This window comes from Escherichia sp. MOD1-EC6098 (genome assembly GCF_002965865.1).
GTDB classification, from domain to species: domain Bacteria; phylum Pseudomonadota; class Gammaproteobacteria; order Enterobacterales; family Enterobacteriaceae; genus Escherichia; species Escherichia marmotae.
The window spans coordinates 1-14198 of sequence record NZ_PTSN01000019.1 but is presented as its reverse complement, the minus strand read 5'-3'; the positions used below and the strand labels follow the sequence as shown (position 1 = coordinate 14198).

The 14198-nt window shown below is 48.8% G+C and carries 24 protein-coding genes and 4 tRNA genes; 7 read left to right on the top strand and 21 right to left on the bottom strand.

The annotated features are described in order from the left end of the window. Positions 1 to 102: 102 nt before the first annotated feature. From C0K55_RS18765 to C0K55_RS18665, 20 genes are all read right to left on the bottom strand, one after another. The gene (locus C0K55_RS18765; protein WP_001140099.1) at positions 103 to 453 is read right to left on the bottom strand and encodes an HNH endonuclease; all 351 of its coding nucleotides are present in this window, start codon (positions 451 to 453) and stop codon (positions 103 to 105) included. A gap of 42 nt (positions 454 to 495) precedes the next feature. After that, on the bottom strand, positions 496 to 963 hold the full coding sequence (locus C0K55_RS27190; RefSeq protein ID WP_000091903.1) for a lysis protein: 468 nt from the start codon (positions 961 to 963) through the stop codon (positions 496 to 498). Continuing rightward, the gene (locus tag C0K55_RS18755; RefSeq protein ID WP_000992100.1) at positions 960 to 1493 is read right to left on the bottom strand and encodes a lysozyme; all 534 of its coding nucleotides are present in this window, start codon (positions 1491 to 1493) and stop codon (positions 960 to 962) included. Before C0K55_RS18755 ends, C0K55_RS27190 begins: the two co-directional genes overlap by 4 nt. Before the next feature lie 63 nt (positions 1494 to 1556). Continuing rightward, positions 1557 to 1907, bottom strand: coding sequence for a YdfR family protein (locus C0K55_RS18750; protein WP_047402747.1), 351 nt, complete (start codon positions 1905 to 1907; stop codon positions 1557 to 1559). 4 nt (positions 1908 to 1911) lie between these two features. Next, positions 1912 to 2127 carry a class II holin family protein gene (locus C0K55_RS18745; RefSeq protein WP_000839572.1) on the bottom strand — a complete coding sequence of 72 codons (216 nt, stop codon included), beginning with the start codon at positions 2125 to 2127 and terminating at the stop codon, positions 1912 to 1914. A 292-nt stretch (positions 2128 to 2419) separates the two neighbouring features. Continuing rightward, positions 2420 to 2494, bottom strand: a tRNA-Gly gene (locus tag C0K55_RS18740). 3 nt (positions 2495 to 2497) lie between these two features. Further along, a tRNA-Thr gene (locus C0K55_RS18735) sits at positions 2498 to 2573 on the bottom strand. Positions 2574 to 2575: 2 nt separating this feature from the next. Further along, positions 2576 to 2652, bottom strand: a tRNA-Lys gene (locus tag C0K55_RS18730). A gap of 1 nt (position 2653) precedes the next feature. Further along, positions 2654 to 2729: transfer RNA gene (locus C0K55_RS18725), tRNA-Ile, on the bottom strand. Positions 2730 to 2923: 194 nt separating this feature from the next. Next, positions 2924 to 3613, bottom strand: a complete 690-nt coding sequence (locus C0K55_RS18715; RefSeq protein WP_023142742.1) for a bacteriophage antitermination protein Q — start codon at positions 3611 to 3613, stop codon at positions 2924 to 2926. Then, positions 3610 to 3975, bottom strand: a complete 366-nt coding sequence (locus tag C0K55_RS18710) for a RusA family crossover junction endodeoxyribonuclease (RefSeq protein WP_105266733.1) — start codon at positions 3973 to 3975, stop codon at positions 3610 to 3612. The genes C0K55_RS18715 and C0K55_RS18710 overlap by 4 nt, the downstream gene beginning before the upstream one ends. Next, positions 3976 to 5031 (bottom strand): DUF968 domain-containing protein, encoded by a 1056-nt coding sequence (locus C0K55_RS18705; protein WP_024188444.1) that lies wholly within the window; start codon positions 5029 to 5031, stop codon positions 3976 to 3978. A 1-nt stretch (position 5032) separates the two neighbouring features. Next, a complete protein-coding gene (locus C0K55_RS18700) occupies positions 5033 to 5311 on the bottom strand; it encodes a hypothetical protein (protein WP_105266734.1) in 279 nt (92 codons plus the stop codon). A gap of 296 nt (positions 5312 to 5607) precedes the next feature. Continuing rightward, entirely contained in the window at positions 5608 to 6000 is a 393-nt protein-coding gene (locus tag C0K55_RS18695; protein WP_000737636.1) for a hypothetical protein, read from the bottom strand. 143 nt (positions 6001 to 6143) lie between these two features. Beyond that, positions 6144 to 6299 carry a type I toxin-antitoxin system toxin HokD gene (gene hokD / locus C0K55_RS18690; RefSeq protein ID WP_000813260.1) on the bottom strand — a complete coding sequence of 52 codons (156 nt, stop codon included), beginning with the start codon at positions 6297 to 6299 and terminating at the stop codon, positions 6144 to 6146. 237 nt (positions 6300 to 6536) lie between these two features. After that, positions 6537 to 7202 (bottom strand): epoxyqueuosine reductase QueH, encoded by a 666-nt coding sequence (locus tag C0K55_RS18685; RefSeq protein WP_000150294.1) that lies wholly within the window; start codon positions 7200 to 7202, stop codon positions 6537 to 6539. Positions 7203 to 7376: 174 nt separating this feature from the next. Further along, entirely contained in the window at positions 7377 to 7802 is a 426-nt protein-coding gene (locus tag C0K55_RS18680; protein WP_021546098.1) for a DUF977 family protein, read from the bottom strand. 40 nt (positions 7803 to 7842) lie between these two features. Beyond that, the gene (locus C0K55_RS18675) at positions 7843 to 8913 is read right to left on the bottom strand and encodes a phage replisome organizer (protein ID WP_097471848.1); all 1071 of its coding nucleotides are present in this window, start codon (positions 8911 to 8913) and stop codon (positions 7843 to 7845) included. Between the two features lie 71 nt (positions 8914 to 8984). Then, a complete protein-coding gene (locus C0K55_RS18670) occupies positions 8985 to 9410 on the bottom strand; it encodes a toxin YdaT family protein (RefSeq protein WP_000693850.1) in 426 nt (141 codons plus the stop codon). Continuing rightward, positions 9407 to 9622: a Cro/CI family transcriptional regulator gene (locus C0K55_RS18665; RefSeq protein WP_060615121.1), complete on the bottom strand. Its 216-nt coding sequence runs from the start codon at positions 9620 to 9622 to the stop codon at positions 9407 to 9409. The genes C0K55_RS18670 and C0K55_RS18665 overlap by 4 nt, the downstream gene beginning before the upstream one ends. A gap of 49 nt (positions 9623 to 9671) precedes the next feature. On the opposite strand from C0K55_RS18665, the gene C0K55_RS18660 reads away from it, so the two are divergent. The 4 genes from C0K55_RS18660 (at position 9672) to ydfC (ending at position 11194) form a co-directional block, all read left to right on the top strand. Then, complete coding sequence (locus tag C0K55_RS18660) at positions 9672 to 10388, top strand: LexA family protein (protein WP_001394126.1); 717 nt, start codon at positions 9672 to 9674, stop codon at positions 10386 to 10388. Between the two features lie 272 nt (positions 10389 to 10660). Next, positions 10661 to 10816 carry a DUF1391 family protein gene (locus C0K55_RS18655; protein WP_000379589.1) on the top strand — a complete coding sequence of 52 codons (156 nt, stop codon included), beginning with the start codon at positions 10661 to 10663 and terminating at the stop codon, positions 10814 to 10816. Between the two features lies 1 nt (position 10817). After that, positions 10818 to 10946, top strand: coding sequence for a protein YdfB (gene ydfB / locus C0K55_RS26950; RefSeq protein ID WP_000344928.1), 129 nt, complete (start codon positions 10818 to 10820; stop codon positions 10944 to 10946). A gap of 29 nt (positions 10947 to 10975) precedes the next feature. Continuing rightward, a complete protein-coding gene (gene ydfC / locus C0K55_RS18645) occupies positions 10976 to 11194 on the top strand; it encodes a protein YdfC (RefSeq protein ID WP_001171942.1) in 219 nt (72 codons plus the stop codon). A 3-nt stretch (positions 11195 to 11197) separates the two neighbouring features. Here ydfC and C0K55_RS25980 read toward each other — a convergent pair whose 3' ends face one another. Then, positions 11198 to 11362, bottom strand: a complete 165-nt coding sequence (locus C0K55_RS25980) for a hypothetical protein (RefSeq protein ID WP_001331716.1) — start codon at positions 11360 to 11362, stop codon at positions 11198 to 11200. Positions 11363 to 11761: 399 nt separating this feature from the next. Between C0K55_RS25980 and dicB the strand changes: the two genes are divergently transcribed. The 3 genes from dicB to C0K55_RS25975 form a co-directional block, all read left to right on the top strand. Continuing rightward, positions 11762 to 11950: a cell division inhibition protein DicB gene (gene dicB / locus C0K55_RS18635; RefSeq protein ID WP_000854558.1), complete on the top strand. Its 189-nt coding sequence runs from the start codon at positions 11762 to 11764 to the stop codon at positions 11948 to 11950. Next, positions 11947 to 12138 carry a DUF1482 family protein gene (locus C0K55_RS18630; RefSeq protein WP_021579309.1) on the top strand — a complete coding sequence of 64 codons (192 nt, stop codon included), beginning with the start codon at positions 11947 to 11949 and terminating at the stop codon, positions 12136 to 12138. The genes dicB and C0K55_RS18630 overlap by 4 nt, the downstream gene beginning before the upstream one ends. A 93-nt stretch (positions 12139 to 12231) precedes the next feature. Next, positions 12232 to 14198 (top strand): RecE family exodeoxyribonuclease (locus C0K55_RS25975; RefSeq protein WP_123059772.1); only part of this gene is annotated, 1967 nt, incomplete at its 3' end.

Here is a 14198-nt window from a genome sequence, read left to right as displayed (position 1 = left end):
TTTTCGAACCTGCGGCGATGTGAGGAAGGGTCAGGCGGCGGTACTGAGCAGCCAGGGTTGCAGAGATTTGACCCGCCCCTCCCCTACAGATGGGAACTGTTATCAATTGATGCGTTCGCGCGCTGTTTTTGCTTTATGACAGGGCCAGCACAGACTCTGCAGGTTACTGTCTGCATCCGTGCCACCATGAGCTTTCGGAATGATGTGGTCCACAGTTCTGGCTTCAACGGCTCTCCCATTGCGCAGGCAGTTCTGACACAGATGATTATCACGCTTCAGTATGCGCGCACGTATGGCATCCCATTTCGAGCCATAGCCACGCTGGTGGCGGCTCAGTCCGCGTTGATGCTGTACCCATCCTTCGCCACGATGTTTATCGCAGTAACCAGAACTGTCTGTGGTTGTACCTGCACATCCACGCTTACGGCAGGCGCGTGGGATTCGTGATGGCATAAATACCTCATACCCTGCGAAATGTTTACCACGATAAAAAGGCTACTTAATGCACTGAGTGCGGATATATTCCTGCGCCCCTTCCAGTTGCATCTGCATCGTCATCAATCGGTCTCTGAGGGTGAAATAATCCCGTTCAGCGGTGTCTGCCAGTCGGGGGATGGTTGCATTATCCACGCTGGTGGGTCCGGTGGCTTCACGCACGGCTGCGGAGCAACTGGCATTGACCCGCAGGCGCTTACGGCCAGCGGCAACATCAGCGCGCAGAGTTTCATTTTCAGCTTGCGCATTGGCTAATTCTCTCGAGTACTTTGCATCGAGCGCAGCAACATCACGCTGACGCTGCTGCATGTCAGCGATGGTGGCGATCGCCAGCTTCAGCTCACTGACTTTTTTATCACGCTGTTCTTTGTAGGCGATGGCGTTATCACGGTAATGATTGACCGCCCACGACAGGCAGACGATGATGCAGATAACCAGAGCATAAATAATCGCGGCGACTCTGCTCACTGATCTATCCCCCAACAGGCTAATGCGCTTTCCTGGTCACGACGAATAACCTGTCCATAGCAGTTATTTGAACGTATGCGGCAATCGCGCCCACCATCTTTTATCCACCAGCGAATCGCCTCGCATGCACCTTTACGATCACCAGCATTCAGCCGCTTATAAAACGTCGACGGAAAACACTTACCGGGGCCAATGTTATAGGGACAAAATGACGCGATACCGGCTTTTTGTGGCTCGGTCAGTGGTACTTTAATATTGCGCTCCACCCATGCCAGCGCCTTATCACGCTCAATGGCGTTGACCTGGTCGCATTTTTCCTTCGACAGTTTCATACCGGGAAAAACGGGTTTTCCATCCACCATCGTGGCACCCCGACAGATGGTCCAGATGCCGGACCCATCGCGGTATGCCGTTGTGTGGTTACCTTCTTTTTCATCCAGAAACTGGTCGAGAATATCAGGCGCGGGCGCACCGACGGCAATCAGTGCCAGAACGGCAGCCGACAGGCCGTATCTGATTTTTGCGTTCATGGATATTTATCAGGATTTATCGGTTTCTGCCCACGGACAGGTTTATCTGTTCCGGTCAGTGACTTAAGGTTGTGATTCCGGAGGAGTCTTCAGAGAACCAGTAATTCTTCCTGGTAGCTTTCCTTTGTAGGTTATCCAAACATTCTGCGCATCTAAAATTACGGGGCGCTTTTCCGGCGACTGCTCATCCCCTTCACATAACCCGGCAGCAACATCCAGGAAGACCTGTCTGATGCTCCTTCTGGCTGCTGCCTCATAAAACTCCAGCGCGGCACCTTCAACACGGTCCAGCGAGATGTCCAGGTCAAAAATTTCACCGTCAAAGCCTTTTTTGTCCCGTAACGCTAAAGTTACCGTAACTTTATTCTCAAAATTGCGGATCCCTTTCACAATCAGTTCATAGTTTTGAGTCATTGAATTACTCTCCCCGTGCAGCCTTACGCTTGTCTTCTCTGATTTTGAAGTACAGATTTGTCAGATAAGTCAGGAAGCCCAGAACCAGACTCCCCAGTACACCAATCGCAGCCCACTGTGAAGGACTGACCTGATCAAGCCACTGTAAAAACCAGTAGCCAGCACTGCCTGCGGAGGTGCCGTAGGCAATGCCCGTTGAAATTTTGTCCATGGATTTCATAGCCTCACCTCCGCAAATAACGGATGGCGTAGTTTTACACTGAGAAATGAAAGGGATTTGAAAAGAAAAAACCGCAAAAGCGGGCGAAACGATATATACAGAAAGGAAAGCACTCTATCCAACAAACCACCCACAGTTAATCGGAATAAAAGCAGAGTGCTTATGAATGATCGCCTGCCCGAAGGTTAGTATTTCTGCACAGCAATTTTGCAAAAAAAGGCGATCATTCATAACTTAAACGTCTTTCAGTCACTCCGGGATTTCCCATCATCGCAGACTGAAAGACTCTAACTGGAGCGGGCAGCGGGAATCGAACCCGCATCATCAGCTTGGAAGGCTGAGGTAATAGCCATTATACGATGCCCGCATATGGTGCCGACTACCGGAATCGAACTGGTGACCTACTGATTACAAGTCAGTTGCTCTACCTACTGAGCTAAGTCGGCACTGGACCGCCACCGGGGACTCGAACCTCGCACACTCAACTTAAAGGGTTGACGCTCTTTCCTGATGAGCTAGTGGCGGCTGGTGGCCCTTGCTGGATTTGAACCAGCGACCTGGCGATTATGAGTCGCTCGCTCTCACCACTGAGCTAAAGGGCCGAGCGCAGGATAATAACGTTACGAAATCAATGTTGCAAGCATTCAAAAATCACCCTTATCTCCTCCACTAACGCATTAACCATGTCTATCCGAGATAAGTGGCACAAAAAACCCGCTTGTGGGCGGGTTTTGTTTGCTTTTGCCATCACGTACAAAATCGGCAAAATATCAGATTTGCATGAAATATATGCCTTTCAATCTACTTTTGCAACACTTTGCTTTGAAAATGCCGCCTTTTGTTTTGAACGTGTTCTCATTACAAACAATAAAGCCTCACTATCAAGTCGGTGAAAAATGTGTTTCATTGCAACCCAGTGACGAGTAAATGTTTTGGACCAGTTTTTAGTTGTCACTCCCGCCAGTAATGCCAGCTCCTGGTATTCATAACCTTCCCCACCAAAAAGTTCTGCTTTTACTGCCTGCGCCGCCAGCCAGATTAATTTTTTCAGGCGTTCCTGCGTTTTCCCTGCAATTTTTCTGGTACCGGATTGAGTATTAAATTCATTCCACGCCCACTGTGTTATCGCGATCTGATATTCCCAACAAATACTCCCGCTGTAACACCACAACAACCAGGCTTTATGATGTTCTTCAAGAGACAGAACAGCCCGCCGCCACGATGATGTCGAAAACTCAACCGGACTGACCAGAGGAATTGACGTCCCCTTCGCCAGCGATTGCTTTCCCGGGATTGGTGGATTATCCCGCGTTATCATTTTTCCAGTCACTTCATCGCGGTACCGGATTTTTTTTCGCCTGTAACGCCCTATATCGAACATGGCATTCTCTTGCCAGGCTTCAAGCTGACCTTTTGTTGCCCCACTCAAATCAGCGGTGGCGATAATGAGCTGCTCACGCACAAACTGTAAATACTGGTTATTCATGCGCACTCCAGTTCTGTGATTTTTATCCCCAGCCGCCCACCAGGAACGAGCTGACCGCGCACAATATTGATTTCATCAAACTGCTCGTCGTCTATAAGTAGTCCGGCATGCGTCAGCGCATCCAGTGGTGCCTTCAGGATATTGTCCAGGTCGCGGCGGCGCTTATCCGGTGGCTCTGCAATAATCTTTATCGCCAGCCTTCCGGACAGGCTTAATTTCAGCCGCTGCTGGCGAACAATTAGCGCCACATCACGGCGATAACGCTTTCCGGCTTCCGAGATGAAATACGTATTGCCATGACGTCGCCAGCAGGTATTCACCGTCGGCGGGTAAGGCAAAACAAATTCTATGCGTTCAGTCATTCATGCTTTCCACTTCAGGACACCCGAATTTCTCGCGTGCATTAAAAAACGAATCAGCAACAACAGCTGGCTGCCGTGTTTTTCTTCAAAATCTTTTACCCCGGCGTGCAGTTCGTTATGACATTTACGGCACAGCGGAATAACAAACAAATCATCAGCCTTTGTTCCCATCCCTCCCAGTCCATGACCAATGATGTGATGCGGATCATCTGCCTGATTACCGCACGTCATGCATTTCTGCGTTTTTACCCAACGCGTGTATACAGGCATCTCTTCCCGTTGTGGTTTCTGGCGCTGGAGATACTGAGCCGGTGACTCCGGATCAACGGCAATGCTGACCACCGTCTTTTCCTGTGGCGGGTTTTGCTGGTGGGCATGAGGCAACGGCGCAAGATTTTTTGTGCGCTGCTTCAGTATGCTGGTGGCGGTCTGCTCTCCCGGTACGATGTCGCTTTCGCGGTACAAGGAGCGGATTTTTTCCGCACGTAACCCCAGAGAACGACGTAATACTGCCTCCGGAAGCGCGTCCGCCACCTGATTGCAGACCGCCCACCAGGATAATTCAGCCAGCGACAATTCCCGCTCCTGCGTGCCATTCATTGCATGGCGTATGACGTCAATCATCCATGCTGACAGGTTTTGATGAGCAAGTTGCCCGAGTGATTCGGATGTCTGGTCACGCAACTGGTTGTCGCAGTGCCAGCACAACACCATCGCGCCGGTACCGTAACGATGTATGACGATTTCACTGTGATGATAGTCACCATGAGGCCACTGGCAGGATTTGACATGACGCAACAGCCAGTCAGACAGTGCCCCAGCGCCGCCAGCAGCACGAATCACCCGCTCATCGCTGAAAAATGGCAGTAATGATTTATCCTCCGCCAGCGGCTGGCGAACGGCAGGGACGACTCCGGACGGCAGACCGCGCATGCTTTTCGGTTCAGGCTCCACCAGCACTCGAGGGTTATGAAATACTTGCATGGATTCACGGCCCGGCCTAAGGACCACCAGCCCGAGTTCCGGTACCAGAACAGGTCGAAGTAATATCCGCACGTTACCTCCAGATCCGTTGCTGGTATGTGCGGGATGGGCGCGGTGGGCGTTCGGAATAAGGGAGCCTGACATAGATTATCCAGTGACGATAATCGAGGCTGAGGGCTTTCTTAATCTCGTATCCGCGTCTGCGATAGTTATGAATTAGCCATTCGGCCTGTTCTTCAGTACATGGGTCATGCTGGAACCAGTCAGATTTGAAAGTGCGGAAACGCCGCCCGTGCCTGCTGGCAAAGACGGCAGAATCATCAGAATTGTGTAATTTGGTATCGTGCGCCATCGGTTGTCTCTGCTGGCGCAGCAGGTGCCAGTTGTTCAGGCTGGCGTGCGAATTGTAAACCAGAATGCCAGGAAAAAACAAAACCCGCCGAAGCGGGTATGCTAAAACAAACTGAAAGTAATATACCGGACTTGTAAAGGAACGATAGAATAATTATTGGATTAAACCCTGACTCAATCCAGATTTCATAGGCAACAACTACGGACTAATCATCACAGTCATGTTTGATAGACTTAGTCCACATTGGGTGAGGGTTTACGGCGTTTTCACTAATAATTTATCGTCCAAGCTATACATTACTGCCCAGTTTTAACGAAGTTTTTAAAGGAAACAACTGCCTGATAGGGGTTTGGTTGACAGCCAAACATATTATCGCAAAAAGGCTTGATGAAAATTCTTGAGGATCCATCTTCATTTGGCATTTTACTCACTTGATAAGCGAGGAATGGACTATTTGGAGAGGGATTATAAGTGGAAATTAGCGTGTCTGTCGCCGTTTGAATTTTCCATGAGGAATTATTAGCCAACCAGAATTGCGCTCGTTTCCAATAAAAGTCACATTGCTTTTCATCATTACATGTTAGTGGCTTCATTGCTTCTGCTTTCAACGCTGGATCGACCTTTGCTGCACACCCTCCCAACATTACTGTTGCAATCATTACACCTGCGACTAAAACAAGTTTCTTCATCTCCCTGCCCCATCAATAAAAGTTCGGTTCTCTAATAACTAGAGTTAATCAACGGAAAAAACGCCGAAGCGGGTTAAGTGCGGGTGCGTTGAGGATGCCTGACACATCAGAGGTGGCGAGGGATTTCTCCCCCGCCTGGTCTCTTACTCCTCAGGTTCGTAAGCTGTGAAGACAGTGACCTCCGTCTGGCCGGTTCGGATTCGTACCTCGCAGAGGTCTTTCCTCGTTACCAGTGCCGTCACAATGACGGTTAAACAGATGACGATCAGGGCGATTAACATCGCCTTTTGCTGCTTCATAGCCTGCTTCTCCTTGCCTTTCGGCACGTAAGAGGCTAACCTAGATTTGCCGTTCATAGATTGAGCCTCAGATTAATGTTAAGCGTCTTGCCGGACGCGTAATGTTAACTGGGGCTTTTCTCTATCTGCCTTTCAGTGTTCATGCCTGAGACAGATAGCCTCAAGCACCCGCAGCCATTCTACTTAACTCACGTCACCTCGCCAATATGAAATCAATCAGAAAGGTGATCCATAAAATCACTCCTTCTCTTCTTTTCCGTAGTGGAGTTGGCCAATTTTGATAAGAGGGCGTCCCTGAGATTTGCGGTGTAGATTGGTATCGCGCAGAGAATACACACAGCCACAATATTCCTGCTGATAGAATTTTTCGCGCTTGCTGATTTCAATCATACGGGACGAGCCGCCCTGCTTGCGCCAGTTATAATCCCAGTACACCATACCCGGATAATGCGCAACAGCTCGCCGCCCACACTCGTTAACCTGCTGCATATTTTTCCAGCGTGAAATGCCCAGTGAACTGCTGATCACACTGAAACCATTTTCAGCAGCGTACAACGCTGTCCGCTCAAAACGCATGTCAAAACACATGGTACAACGGATCCCCCTCTCAGGCTCCCATTCCATTCCTTTGGCACGTTCAAACCAGTTGTCGGTGTCGTAATCAGCATCGATAAACGGCACGCCGTGTTGTTCAGCAAAGCGAATATTTTCATCCTTACGAATTAAATACTCTTTCTGAGGATGAATGTTCGGGTTGTAGAAAAAGATGGTGTAGTCGATTCCCGAGGCCTGAAGCGCCTCCATCACTTCACCGGAACATGGAGCACAGCAAGAGTGCAGTAGTAGTTTGTTTGCCCCGTTTGGGAGCTCCAATTTAGGCCGTTTGAAATCAGCAATAGTCATAAATATTTTTATTGGGGTCATGAAAATAGCACAGAGTGTAGCATCAGAGCAGGGCTATCGGGAATATATGTCTAAATCTGGTAATATCTGGTTTTGACGCAAAGCGGACAACCACGCTGGCTCTACCCTGCGCCATGAAAATGTCAATTCACATCTGAACTAATGCTCTTTAATCTAGTAACGTCTAAAATACCTAACATTTCCTTGATAAAATGCCAGTACACGCTGCATAGCTTCGCTCTTCCGGCACTCGCGACAGATTATATTCAGGCGCCTGTCGTAGCGGCGTATTTCGCCGTCTGGTAACGACCAGATAAGGTCCGGATCAACCACTGCAGGTTTCTTCACCTTTGCCCTTGAGAGTTTTTTGCGGGCATTTTGCCAGTCCTTACGCGCCTGTTCAGACGGGAATAACCCGTAACCAGAGTTGTATACATCGCCACTGGCAACCAGCTCTCTGGCAAGAACGCTCATCAGATATCTTGTCGCACCTGTCTTGGCTTCCAGTTGCCGTAACGTCTCGCGCCCACTCCGGCGTACGAGTTCAACAACCTGCCCTTTAATTTTTTCCCGCTCTTCTTGTGTAAAAACTTTTGCCACAAGTCCTCCTGAAAATTACCTCATGACCAGAAATTAACACTTACCCCCTGAAGCCCGGCGGAATTTCGTTATCCGGTTCAGAAATATGATTCACACAACGCTGGTTGTTCGTGCCGCTTACCGGGAGCAACCAGGGGTTCTCAAAATTCCGGTCCGGTCCAAAAAACGTCGTCGCTCGCTGAACAAATTCCGTTCCCGTTTTCCCGGTAGCCGCCAAGTATCTTGCGTAACGCCTCACGCCATCCAGCATGGCCTCTGGTGGCACCCCCTCGCGTAATCTGGCCTTCCAGGCACTGAAAGCGGATTTCTTCGGGTTTGCTCCGGCACGCAACGGGTACTCCCGCCAGACCTGTTCGAACACATCCGGATAATCCACTCGTCCCACAGACAGCCCGGTGTTTTCCGGGACTACCCGATCGGCTTCCCGCTGAATGGCGGAATCGGCTTCAGGCTGCTGCAGTTGGTGTGATTGCTCCGGCCTTGGGGTCATCACCTGCTGCACAGCGCCCGAATCGGCTTTCAGCGCATACGCTGAATCGGCTTCCGGTGTCGTGCCTGCTGGCTGACCAGGATTGACGGTCTGAACATCCCCTGCCTGGTTCGTGGCGTTTTTTACGCCATGGACCATAGTGTTTTGATCTTCTTTATCTGTATCTTTATCTGTATCTTTATCTGTCGTGACTCGTCGTGACATGTGCGTGACATTTCGTGACGCGCCGTGACAATCGCCATTTTGTTCCCGCTTTCTTTCCCTCTCTCGCTGCGCCCTCTTGCGCTCTGCCGGAGATTTTGCGGTTTGCGAAATATTGCCGTTGTCCTCTTTAAGCACCTGGCGTTTTTCCCATCCAGTGATTAAATCACCATCAAGTACCCGCCCCTGCATCGTCTGCAAAATTGAATCAATTACCTCTTCTGTCACGTCGAGCGCACTTGCTAAATCTTCTGTCGTGACATCAATGTGACCTCGCGTGACATTTCGTGACGCGCTCACCAGGAGGTGGATATACACTGCCATCACTGTTGCAATTGGCTGCCCTGACACCCTGGCAATTGTTCGCCACTTAGGGTCATTTGGCATGTCATGCCATAATCTGAGCCAAGCGTTAGCCATACTCACCTCTTCTGATACCGAATCTTTTTACTCACGAGTTGCCGGAAGCGATTCGATATGGCTATTGTCAGTCAATGTACTGCCACAGCATTTCCTGCCGGGCCACCACGGTTCATCTGATTGAAACCGGCGATTGCCACTGCGACAAAATCATCAGCGTCTCTCACCAGTCGCTCCCGCGTCTCCACCAGCTCCCGAAAATAAGCTGAACTGTGGCTGCGCATTCTGGCCACCAGCAAAGGTGGCATTGCCTTTTCGATCGCTGGTAACAACGCCTGAATTTTTTCAACTGCATCAGGGGTGTCTTTCTCTACCCAGCGGAAAATTTTCTGGGTATTGCGAGCCAGGGCTTCCGGATGGCTGTCGTCATACAGTTCCGGGAACGTCATTCCCAGCTCGAAATACGCTTTGGTAATTTTCGCAGCCGGTACTTTTTCGCCGTCCGGATGCGCCCAGGCATTCATCGCCATGCGGATGTGTTCATGCTTGATTTTCATGAATCATTCTTTCCTTCGTTCGAGGTGCTATCCTGCTTCTTGTAAAGTTCTGGGTTGTATTTCAATTCACCGTTAGTAATTTCATCCAGTTCCATTGCGCGAAGTTTGGGAATAACTGCTTGCCACCGCACAACAGCCACATGTGAAATTCCAAGAGCCTCAGCTACTAGTCGCTTTTTTTTGAAATAGCGCAGAACATCATCTTTGAACATAAAACTCTCCTGTTATTTCGAGCAGGAGGGTAACAATAGTTACATAGCAATGTCAACCATAGCAACATCACTTGGTAGTAACATTGGTTACATGAAAAACACTATCAGCGAACGTATTCGGAATCGTCGAAAAGACGTTGGATTAACCCAACAGCAGGTTGCGAAAGCAATCGGCATATCTCGTGTATCCGTAACAAAATGGGAAAATGGCTCTTCAAAACCTGACGGTGAGAATTTGCATCTACTGTCAAAATTGCTTTCCAAATCTCCTGAATGGATTCTTTATGGAAAGGACGGTCACGATAAAACCGATGATCTGCGTCTGAATCAGTATCTTTACATTAGTGACAACATCGCCCGGTTGCCCGTTTTAACGTGGGAACAGGCTGGTTATTGGGATATGAGTTGTCCAGTAACCGAGATTCCTGGCATTAAGAATTGGGTTGATGTCATGACAAAAACCGCTGAAAACTCTTTTTTATTGCATGTTGAGGGAGATGCGATGACAAACTCTAACGGCCTCCCAACCATCCCCGATGGATCTACCGTGCTGATCACACCATGCTCAAGTAACATTAGAGAACTGGTGGGAAAAATAATCTTAATCCAATTGGAAGGAACGCCAAACGTAACACTAAAAAAAGTTGCGATTGACGGACCAAACATCTATCTGTTGTCACTGAATCCGCTTTACAAACCCATCGAACTGAATGGTGGTTACACCATTAAAGGTAAAGTTTCACAAATACATCAATACTTAGACTGAGTCAGAACCCGCATTCATTGCGGGTTTTTCACGCTCTCAAATGTACCTTTTGCAACATCGTATTGACTCAAAAGGTAACTCTTGTTACCTTAACGGCATACCAACCCACCCCGCCCCACAGAATGCAGGGCAATACTTCGAGTTACCAGGCAGTGGTCAGGGGTTAAGTAGCCAGCCCGAGGCGTAAGAACATGACGGCAGGGTTCAACTTTAATAACTATGCAGCAGGTTTTTGTTCCGCTACCCCGGCGTTAAGGGGAAATGAGGTCAGCATGGATACTATCGATCTTGGCAACAGCGAATCTCTGGTATGTGGCGTGTTCCCCAACCAGGACGGTACGTTCACCGCGATGACGTATACCAAAAGCAAAACGTTTAAAACCGAAAATGGTGCCCGTCGCTGGCTGGAAAGAAACTCAGGTGAGTGATATGGATTTCGACACAATCATGGAAAAGGCTTACGAAGAATACTTCGAAGACCTTGCCGAAGGCGAAGAAGCTCTCAGCTTCAGTGAGTTTAAACAGGCGCTTTCCAGCTCGGCAAAATCTAACGGCTGATAAGCGAAGTAGCACCGCGAGGAATCAGTATGCAGAAACGAGAACCCGTCATAATCGCGCCAGACTATACCGATGATGAACTTTATGAGTGGATGCGCCAGAAAATTAATGCAGCGCAGGATCTGAAATGGGCTAATGAAGCCAGGGCTAAGCAGGCTGAAAATCTGTCCGCTCTGGAGCAGGATATCACCAATCTGGAAAAAGCAGCGGCATTAAGCATTGCCAGAATGATTACATACCCGCGTTAATAGCTAACCAACGAAGCTAAGGTTGGTAATTAAGGAGTTCTCCACGGGTGAGGTGGAGTGCGTGCGCCGGACACGGGTGAGCATCCGGCACTGACAGTTTACTGAAAGGATATTTCCCTGAAAAGTCAGACCATAACGCGAAAGCGCACGGCGAGGTAGCTGGTTCATAGATAGCCTGTCGTTAAATTTTCGTCGACCGTGCGCTTCCGGTTGTGGCACTCCGCGAAATGGCGCGGCGGTAAGTATGGCGGGGTTATTCCTTCCCCGTTGAGGACACCGGGTTGTCAGGTTGACCATACGCTTAAGTGACAACCCCGCTGCAACGCCCTCTGTTATCAATTTTCTGGTGACGTTTGGCGGTATCAGTTTTACTCCGTGACTGCTCTGCCGCCCTTTTTAAAGTGAATTTTGTGATGCGGTGAATGCGGCTAAGCGCACGCGGAACAGTTAAAACCAAAAACAGTGTTATGGGTGGATTCTCTGTATCCGGCGTTAATTGTTAACTGGTTAACGTCACCTGGAGGCACCAGGCACCGCATCACAAAACTCATTGTTGAGGGCGCGATAATGAAAACGTTATTACCAAACGTTAATACGTCTGAAGGTTGTTTTGAAATTGGTGTCACTATCAGTAATCCTGTATTTACTGAAGATGCCATTAACAAAAGAAAACACGAACGGGAGTTATTAAATAAAGTATGCATTGTTTCAATGCTGGCCCGTTTACGTCTGATGCCAAAAGGATGTGCACAATGAATCCAGTATTTGCACTTATTCTGACGGTTTTTCTTGTTTCCGGAGAGCCAGTTGATATTGCTGTCAGTGTTCACAGAACAAAGCAGGAATGTATGGCAGCAGCAACCGAACAGAAAATTCCAGGCAACTGTTATCCGGTCGATAAAGTTATTCACCAGGATAATAACGAAATCCCGGCAGGATTTTAAAACAGCACCGTAATAAATATCCAGTTTCATTCTTATATGTCAGCAATGGCAGAGATTTGTTCACCCTTAAATCTGTGATGAGGTTTACCAATAATGAGCACTGATAAAGAAGAATTTGCACTATATTGCGAAGCAAAAAATGACAAAGTAAGAAAACGCCTGGGAATTAAAGGTGGTTTTTACTGGACTACAGCAAAAAAATTATCTGTTGCAATCTCCCGCTGCATTACCGCAATGGATGACAACGATTATGATGAAGACGACTTTAAAAAACCCGTCCGCGTCAATTTGCCCGTTGTTGACGACCTTCCGCCAGAAGGCGTGTTTGATACTGAATTCTGCAACCGCTATGAAAAAGGCGGGAAAGATGGCATCACAATGACATTTATCGGCCCTTCCCCCTCTGTTCAGGACAAACCAGCCAGCACTGACAATACCAACATCAACGGCGAAGACATGACTGAGATTGAGGAGAGCATGCTTCTGCCTGTCTCCGGTCAAGAACTGCCCATTCGTTGGCTTGCTCAACACGGCAGCGAAAAACCAGTAACGCACGTTTCACGCGACGAACTCCAGGCATTACACATTGCACGGGCTGAAGAACTACCGGCTGTTACTGCCCTGGCTATTTCGCATAAAACCAGTCTGCTCGACTCGCTGGAGATTCGCGACCTCCACAAACTGGTTCGTGACACTGACAAAGTTTTCCCTAATCCTGGTAATTCAGACCTGGGACTAATAACTGCTTTTTTCGAAGCATACCTGGACGCTGACTACACTGATCGGGGTCTGCTGACAAAAGAGTGGATGAAAGGAAATCGTGTTTCACGCATCACCCGCACGGCTTCCGGTGCTAATGCTGGCGGTGGGAACAAAACCGATCGCAATCCGAATTTAGTACACACCCTCGACACACTGGATGTGGAGATTGCAGCAGCCACACTTCCGATGGATTTTAATATTTATGAAATTCCGGGCAGCGTTTATCGTCGCGCAAAAGAAGTAGTCCTGAACAAAGAAAGTCCGTTCAAAGAATGGTCCGCAGCACTTCGTGCAACCCCGGGTATTCTGGACTATTCCCGCGCCGCTATTTTTGCACTTATCCGAAGCGCACACCCTGAATTTTATCACTACCCGGGACGCCTTCAGGGGTATATCAACGCCTATTTGACGGAAACTGATCACGAGAACCCCAGCAAGGAAACTCTCACAGCTGCCCGGCATACGCCGGAAAAAGATATCCTGGAAGAAATTAACCGCGAGGTGGTTACTGAGCGTGAAACAGAAGAAGAAAAACCACAACCATCTGACGCAATGGCAGGTGAACAGGCAACAACTGAAACAATGGAACCGGATACAACTGAACATGGCCAGAACGCGCAGTCGCTGGATGCTCAGTCGCAGGTGAGTTCCGCTAACCAAGTAAAAGTCACCGCTGACGAAGTAAACAAAATTATGCAGGCAGCCAATATCAGCCAGCCTGACGCCGATAAGTTACTTGCTGTATCGCGTGGTGAATTTGTTGAGGGGATTAGCGACCCTAATGATCCGAAATGGGTCAAGGGGATCCAGACTCGCGATTCTGTGAACCAGAACCAGCATGAATCGGAACGGAACGACCAAAAAGCGGAACAAAACAGCCCAAATGCGTTACAAAACGAGCCAGAAACGAAACAATCCGAATCAGTAGCGCAACAGGAACCGGAAAAAGTCTGCACCGCCTGCGGTCAGAGCGGTGGCGTCAACTGCCCTGATTGTGGCGCGGTGATGGGCGACGCAACATACCAGGAAACATTCGATGAAGAGAATCAGGTTGAAGTTCAGGAAAATGATCCGGAGGAAATGGAAGGCGCTGAACATCCACACAAGGAGAACCCTGGCGGCAATCAGCATCACGCCAGCGATAATAAAACTGGCGAGACGGCAGATCACTCAATTAAGGTGAACGGTCATCACGAAATCACATCCACCAGCAGGACGTGTGACCATCTAATGATCGACCTTGAAACCATGGGAAAAAATCCTGATGCCCCGATCATCTCAATAGGTGCAATATTTTT

Coding starts and splice junctions, on each gene's coding strand:
- C0K55_RS18665 (WP_060615121.1), bottom strand. CDS start 9,622: ATGTTCAAAGATGATGTTCTGCGCTATTTCAAAAAAAAGCGACTAGTA.
- C0K55_RS18710 (WP_105266733.1), bottom strand. CDS start 3,975: ATGACTGAACGCATAGAATTTGTTTTGCCTTACCCGCCGACGGTGAAT.
- C0K55_RS18765 (WP_001140099.1), bottom strand. CDS start 453: ATGCCATCACGAATCCCACGCGCCTGCCGTAAGCGTGGATGTGCAGGT.
- hokD (WP_000813260.1), bottom strand. CDS start 6,299: ATGAAGCAGCAAAAGGCGATGTTAATCGCCCTGATCGTCATCTGTTTA.
- dicB (WP_000854558.1), top strand. CDS start 11,762: ATGAAAACGTTATTACCAAACGTTAATACGTCTGAAGGTTGTTTTGAA.
- C0K55_RS18700 (WP_105266734.1), bottom strand. CDS start 5,311: ATGGCGCACGATACCAAATTACACAATTCTGATGATTCTGCCGTCTTT.
- C0K55_RS25980 (WP_001331716.1), bottom strand. CDS start 11,362: ATGAACCAGCTACCTCGCCGTGCGCTTTCGCGTTATGGTCTGACTTTT.
- ydfC (WP_001171942.1), top strand. CDS start 10,976: ATGCAGAAACGAGAACCCGTCATAATCGCGCCAGACTATACCGATGAT.
- C0K55_RS18750 (WP_047402747.1), bottom strand. CDS start 1,907: ATGACTCAAAACTATGAACTGATTGTGAAAGGGATCCGCAATTTTGAG.
- C0K55_RS18695 (WP_000737636.1), bottom strand. CDS start 6,000: ATGAAGAAACTTGTTTTAGTCGCAGGTGTAATGATTGCAACAGTAATG.
- C0K55_RS18685 (WP_000150294.1), bottom strand. CDS start 7,202: ATGACTATTGCTGATTTCAAACGGCCTAAATTGGAGCTCCCAAACGGG.
- C0K55_RS18655 (WP_000379589.1), top strand. CDS start 10,661: ATGGATACTATCGATCTTGGCAACAGCGAATCTCTGGTATGTGGCGTG.
- C0K55_RS18670 (WP_000693850.1), bottom strand. CDS start 9,410: ATGAAAATCAAGCATGAACACATCCGCATGGCGATGAATGCCTGGGCG.
- C0K55_RS18755 (WP_000992100.1), bottom strand. CDS start 1,493: ATGAACGCAAAAATCAGATACGGCCTGTCGGCTGCCGTTCTGGCACTG.
- C0K55_RS18715 (WP_023142742.1), bottom strand. CDS start 3,613: ATGAATAACCAGTATTTACAGTTTGTGCGTGAGCAGCTCATTATCGCC.
- C0K55_RS18630 (WP_021579309.1), top strand. CDS start 11,947: ATGAATCCAGTATTTGCACTTATTCTGACGGTTTTTCTTGTTTCCGGA.
- C0K55_RS18660 (WP_001394126.1), top strand. CDS start 9,672: ATGTCAACCATAGCAACATCACTTGGTAGTAACATTGGTTACATGAAA.
- C0K55_RS18745 (WP_000839572.1), bottom strand. CDS start 2,127: ATGAAATCCATGGACAAAATTTCAACGGGCATTGCCTACGGCACCTCC.
- C0K55_RS18675 (WP_097471848.1), bottom strand. CDS start 8,913: ATGGCTAACGCTTGGCTCAGATTATGGCATGACATGCCAAATGACCCT.
- ydfB (WP_000344928.1), top strand. CDS start 10,818: ATGGATTTCGACACAATCATGGAAAAGGCTTACGAAGAATACTTCGAA.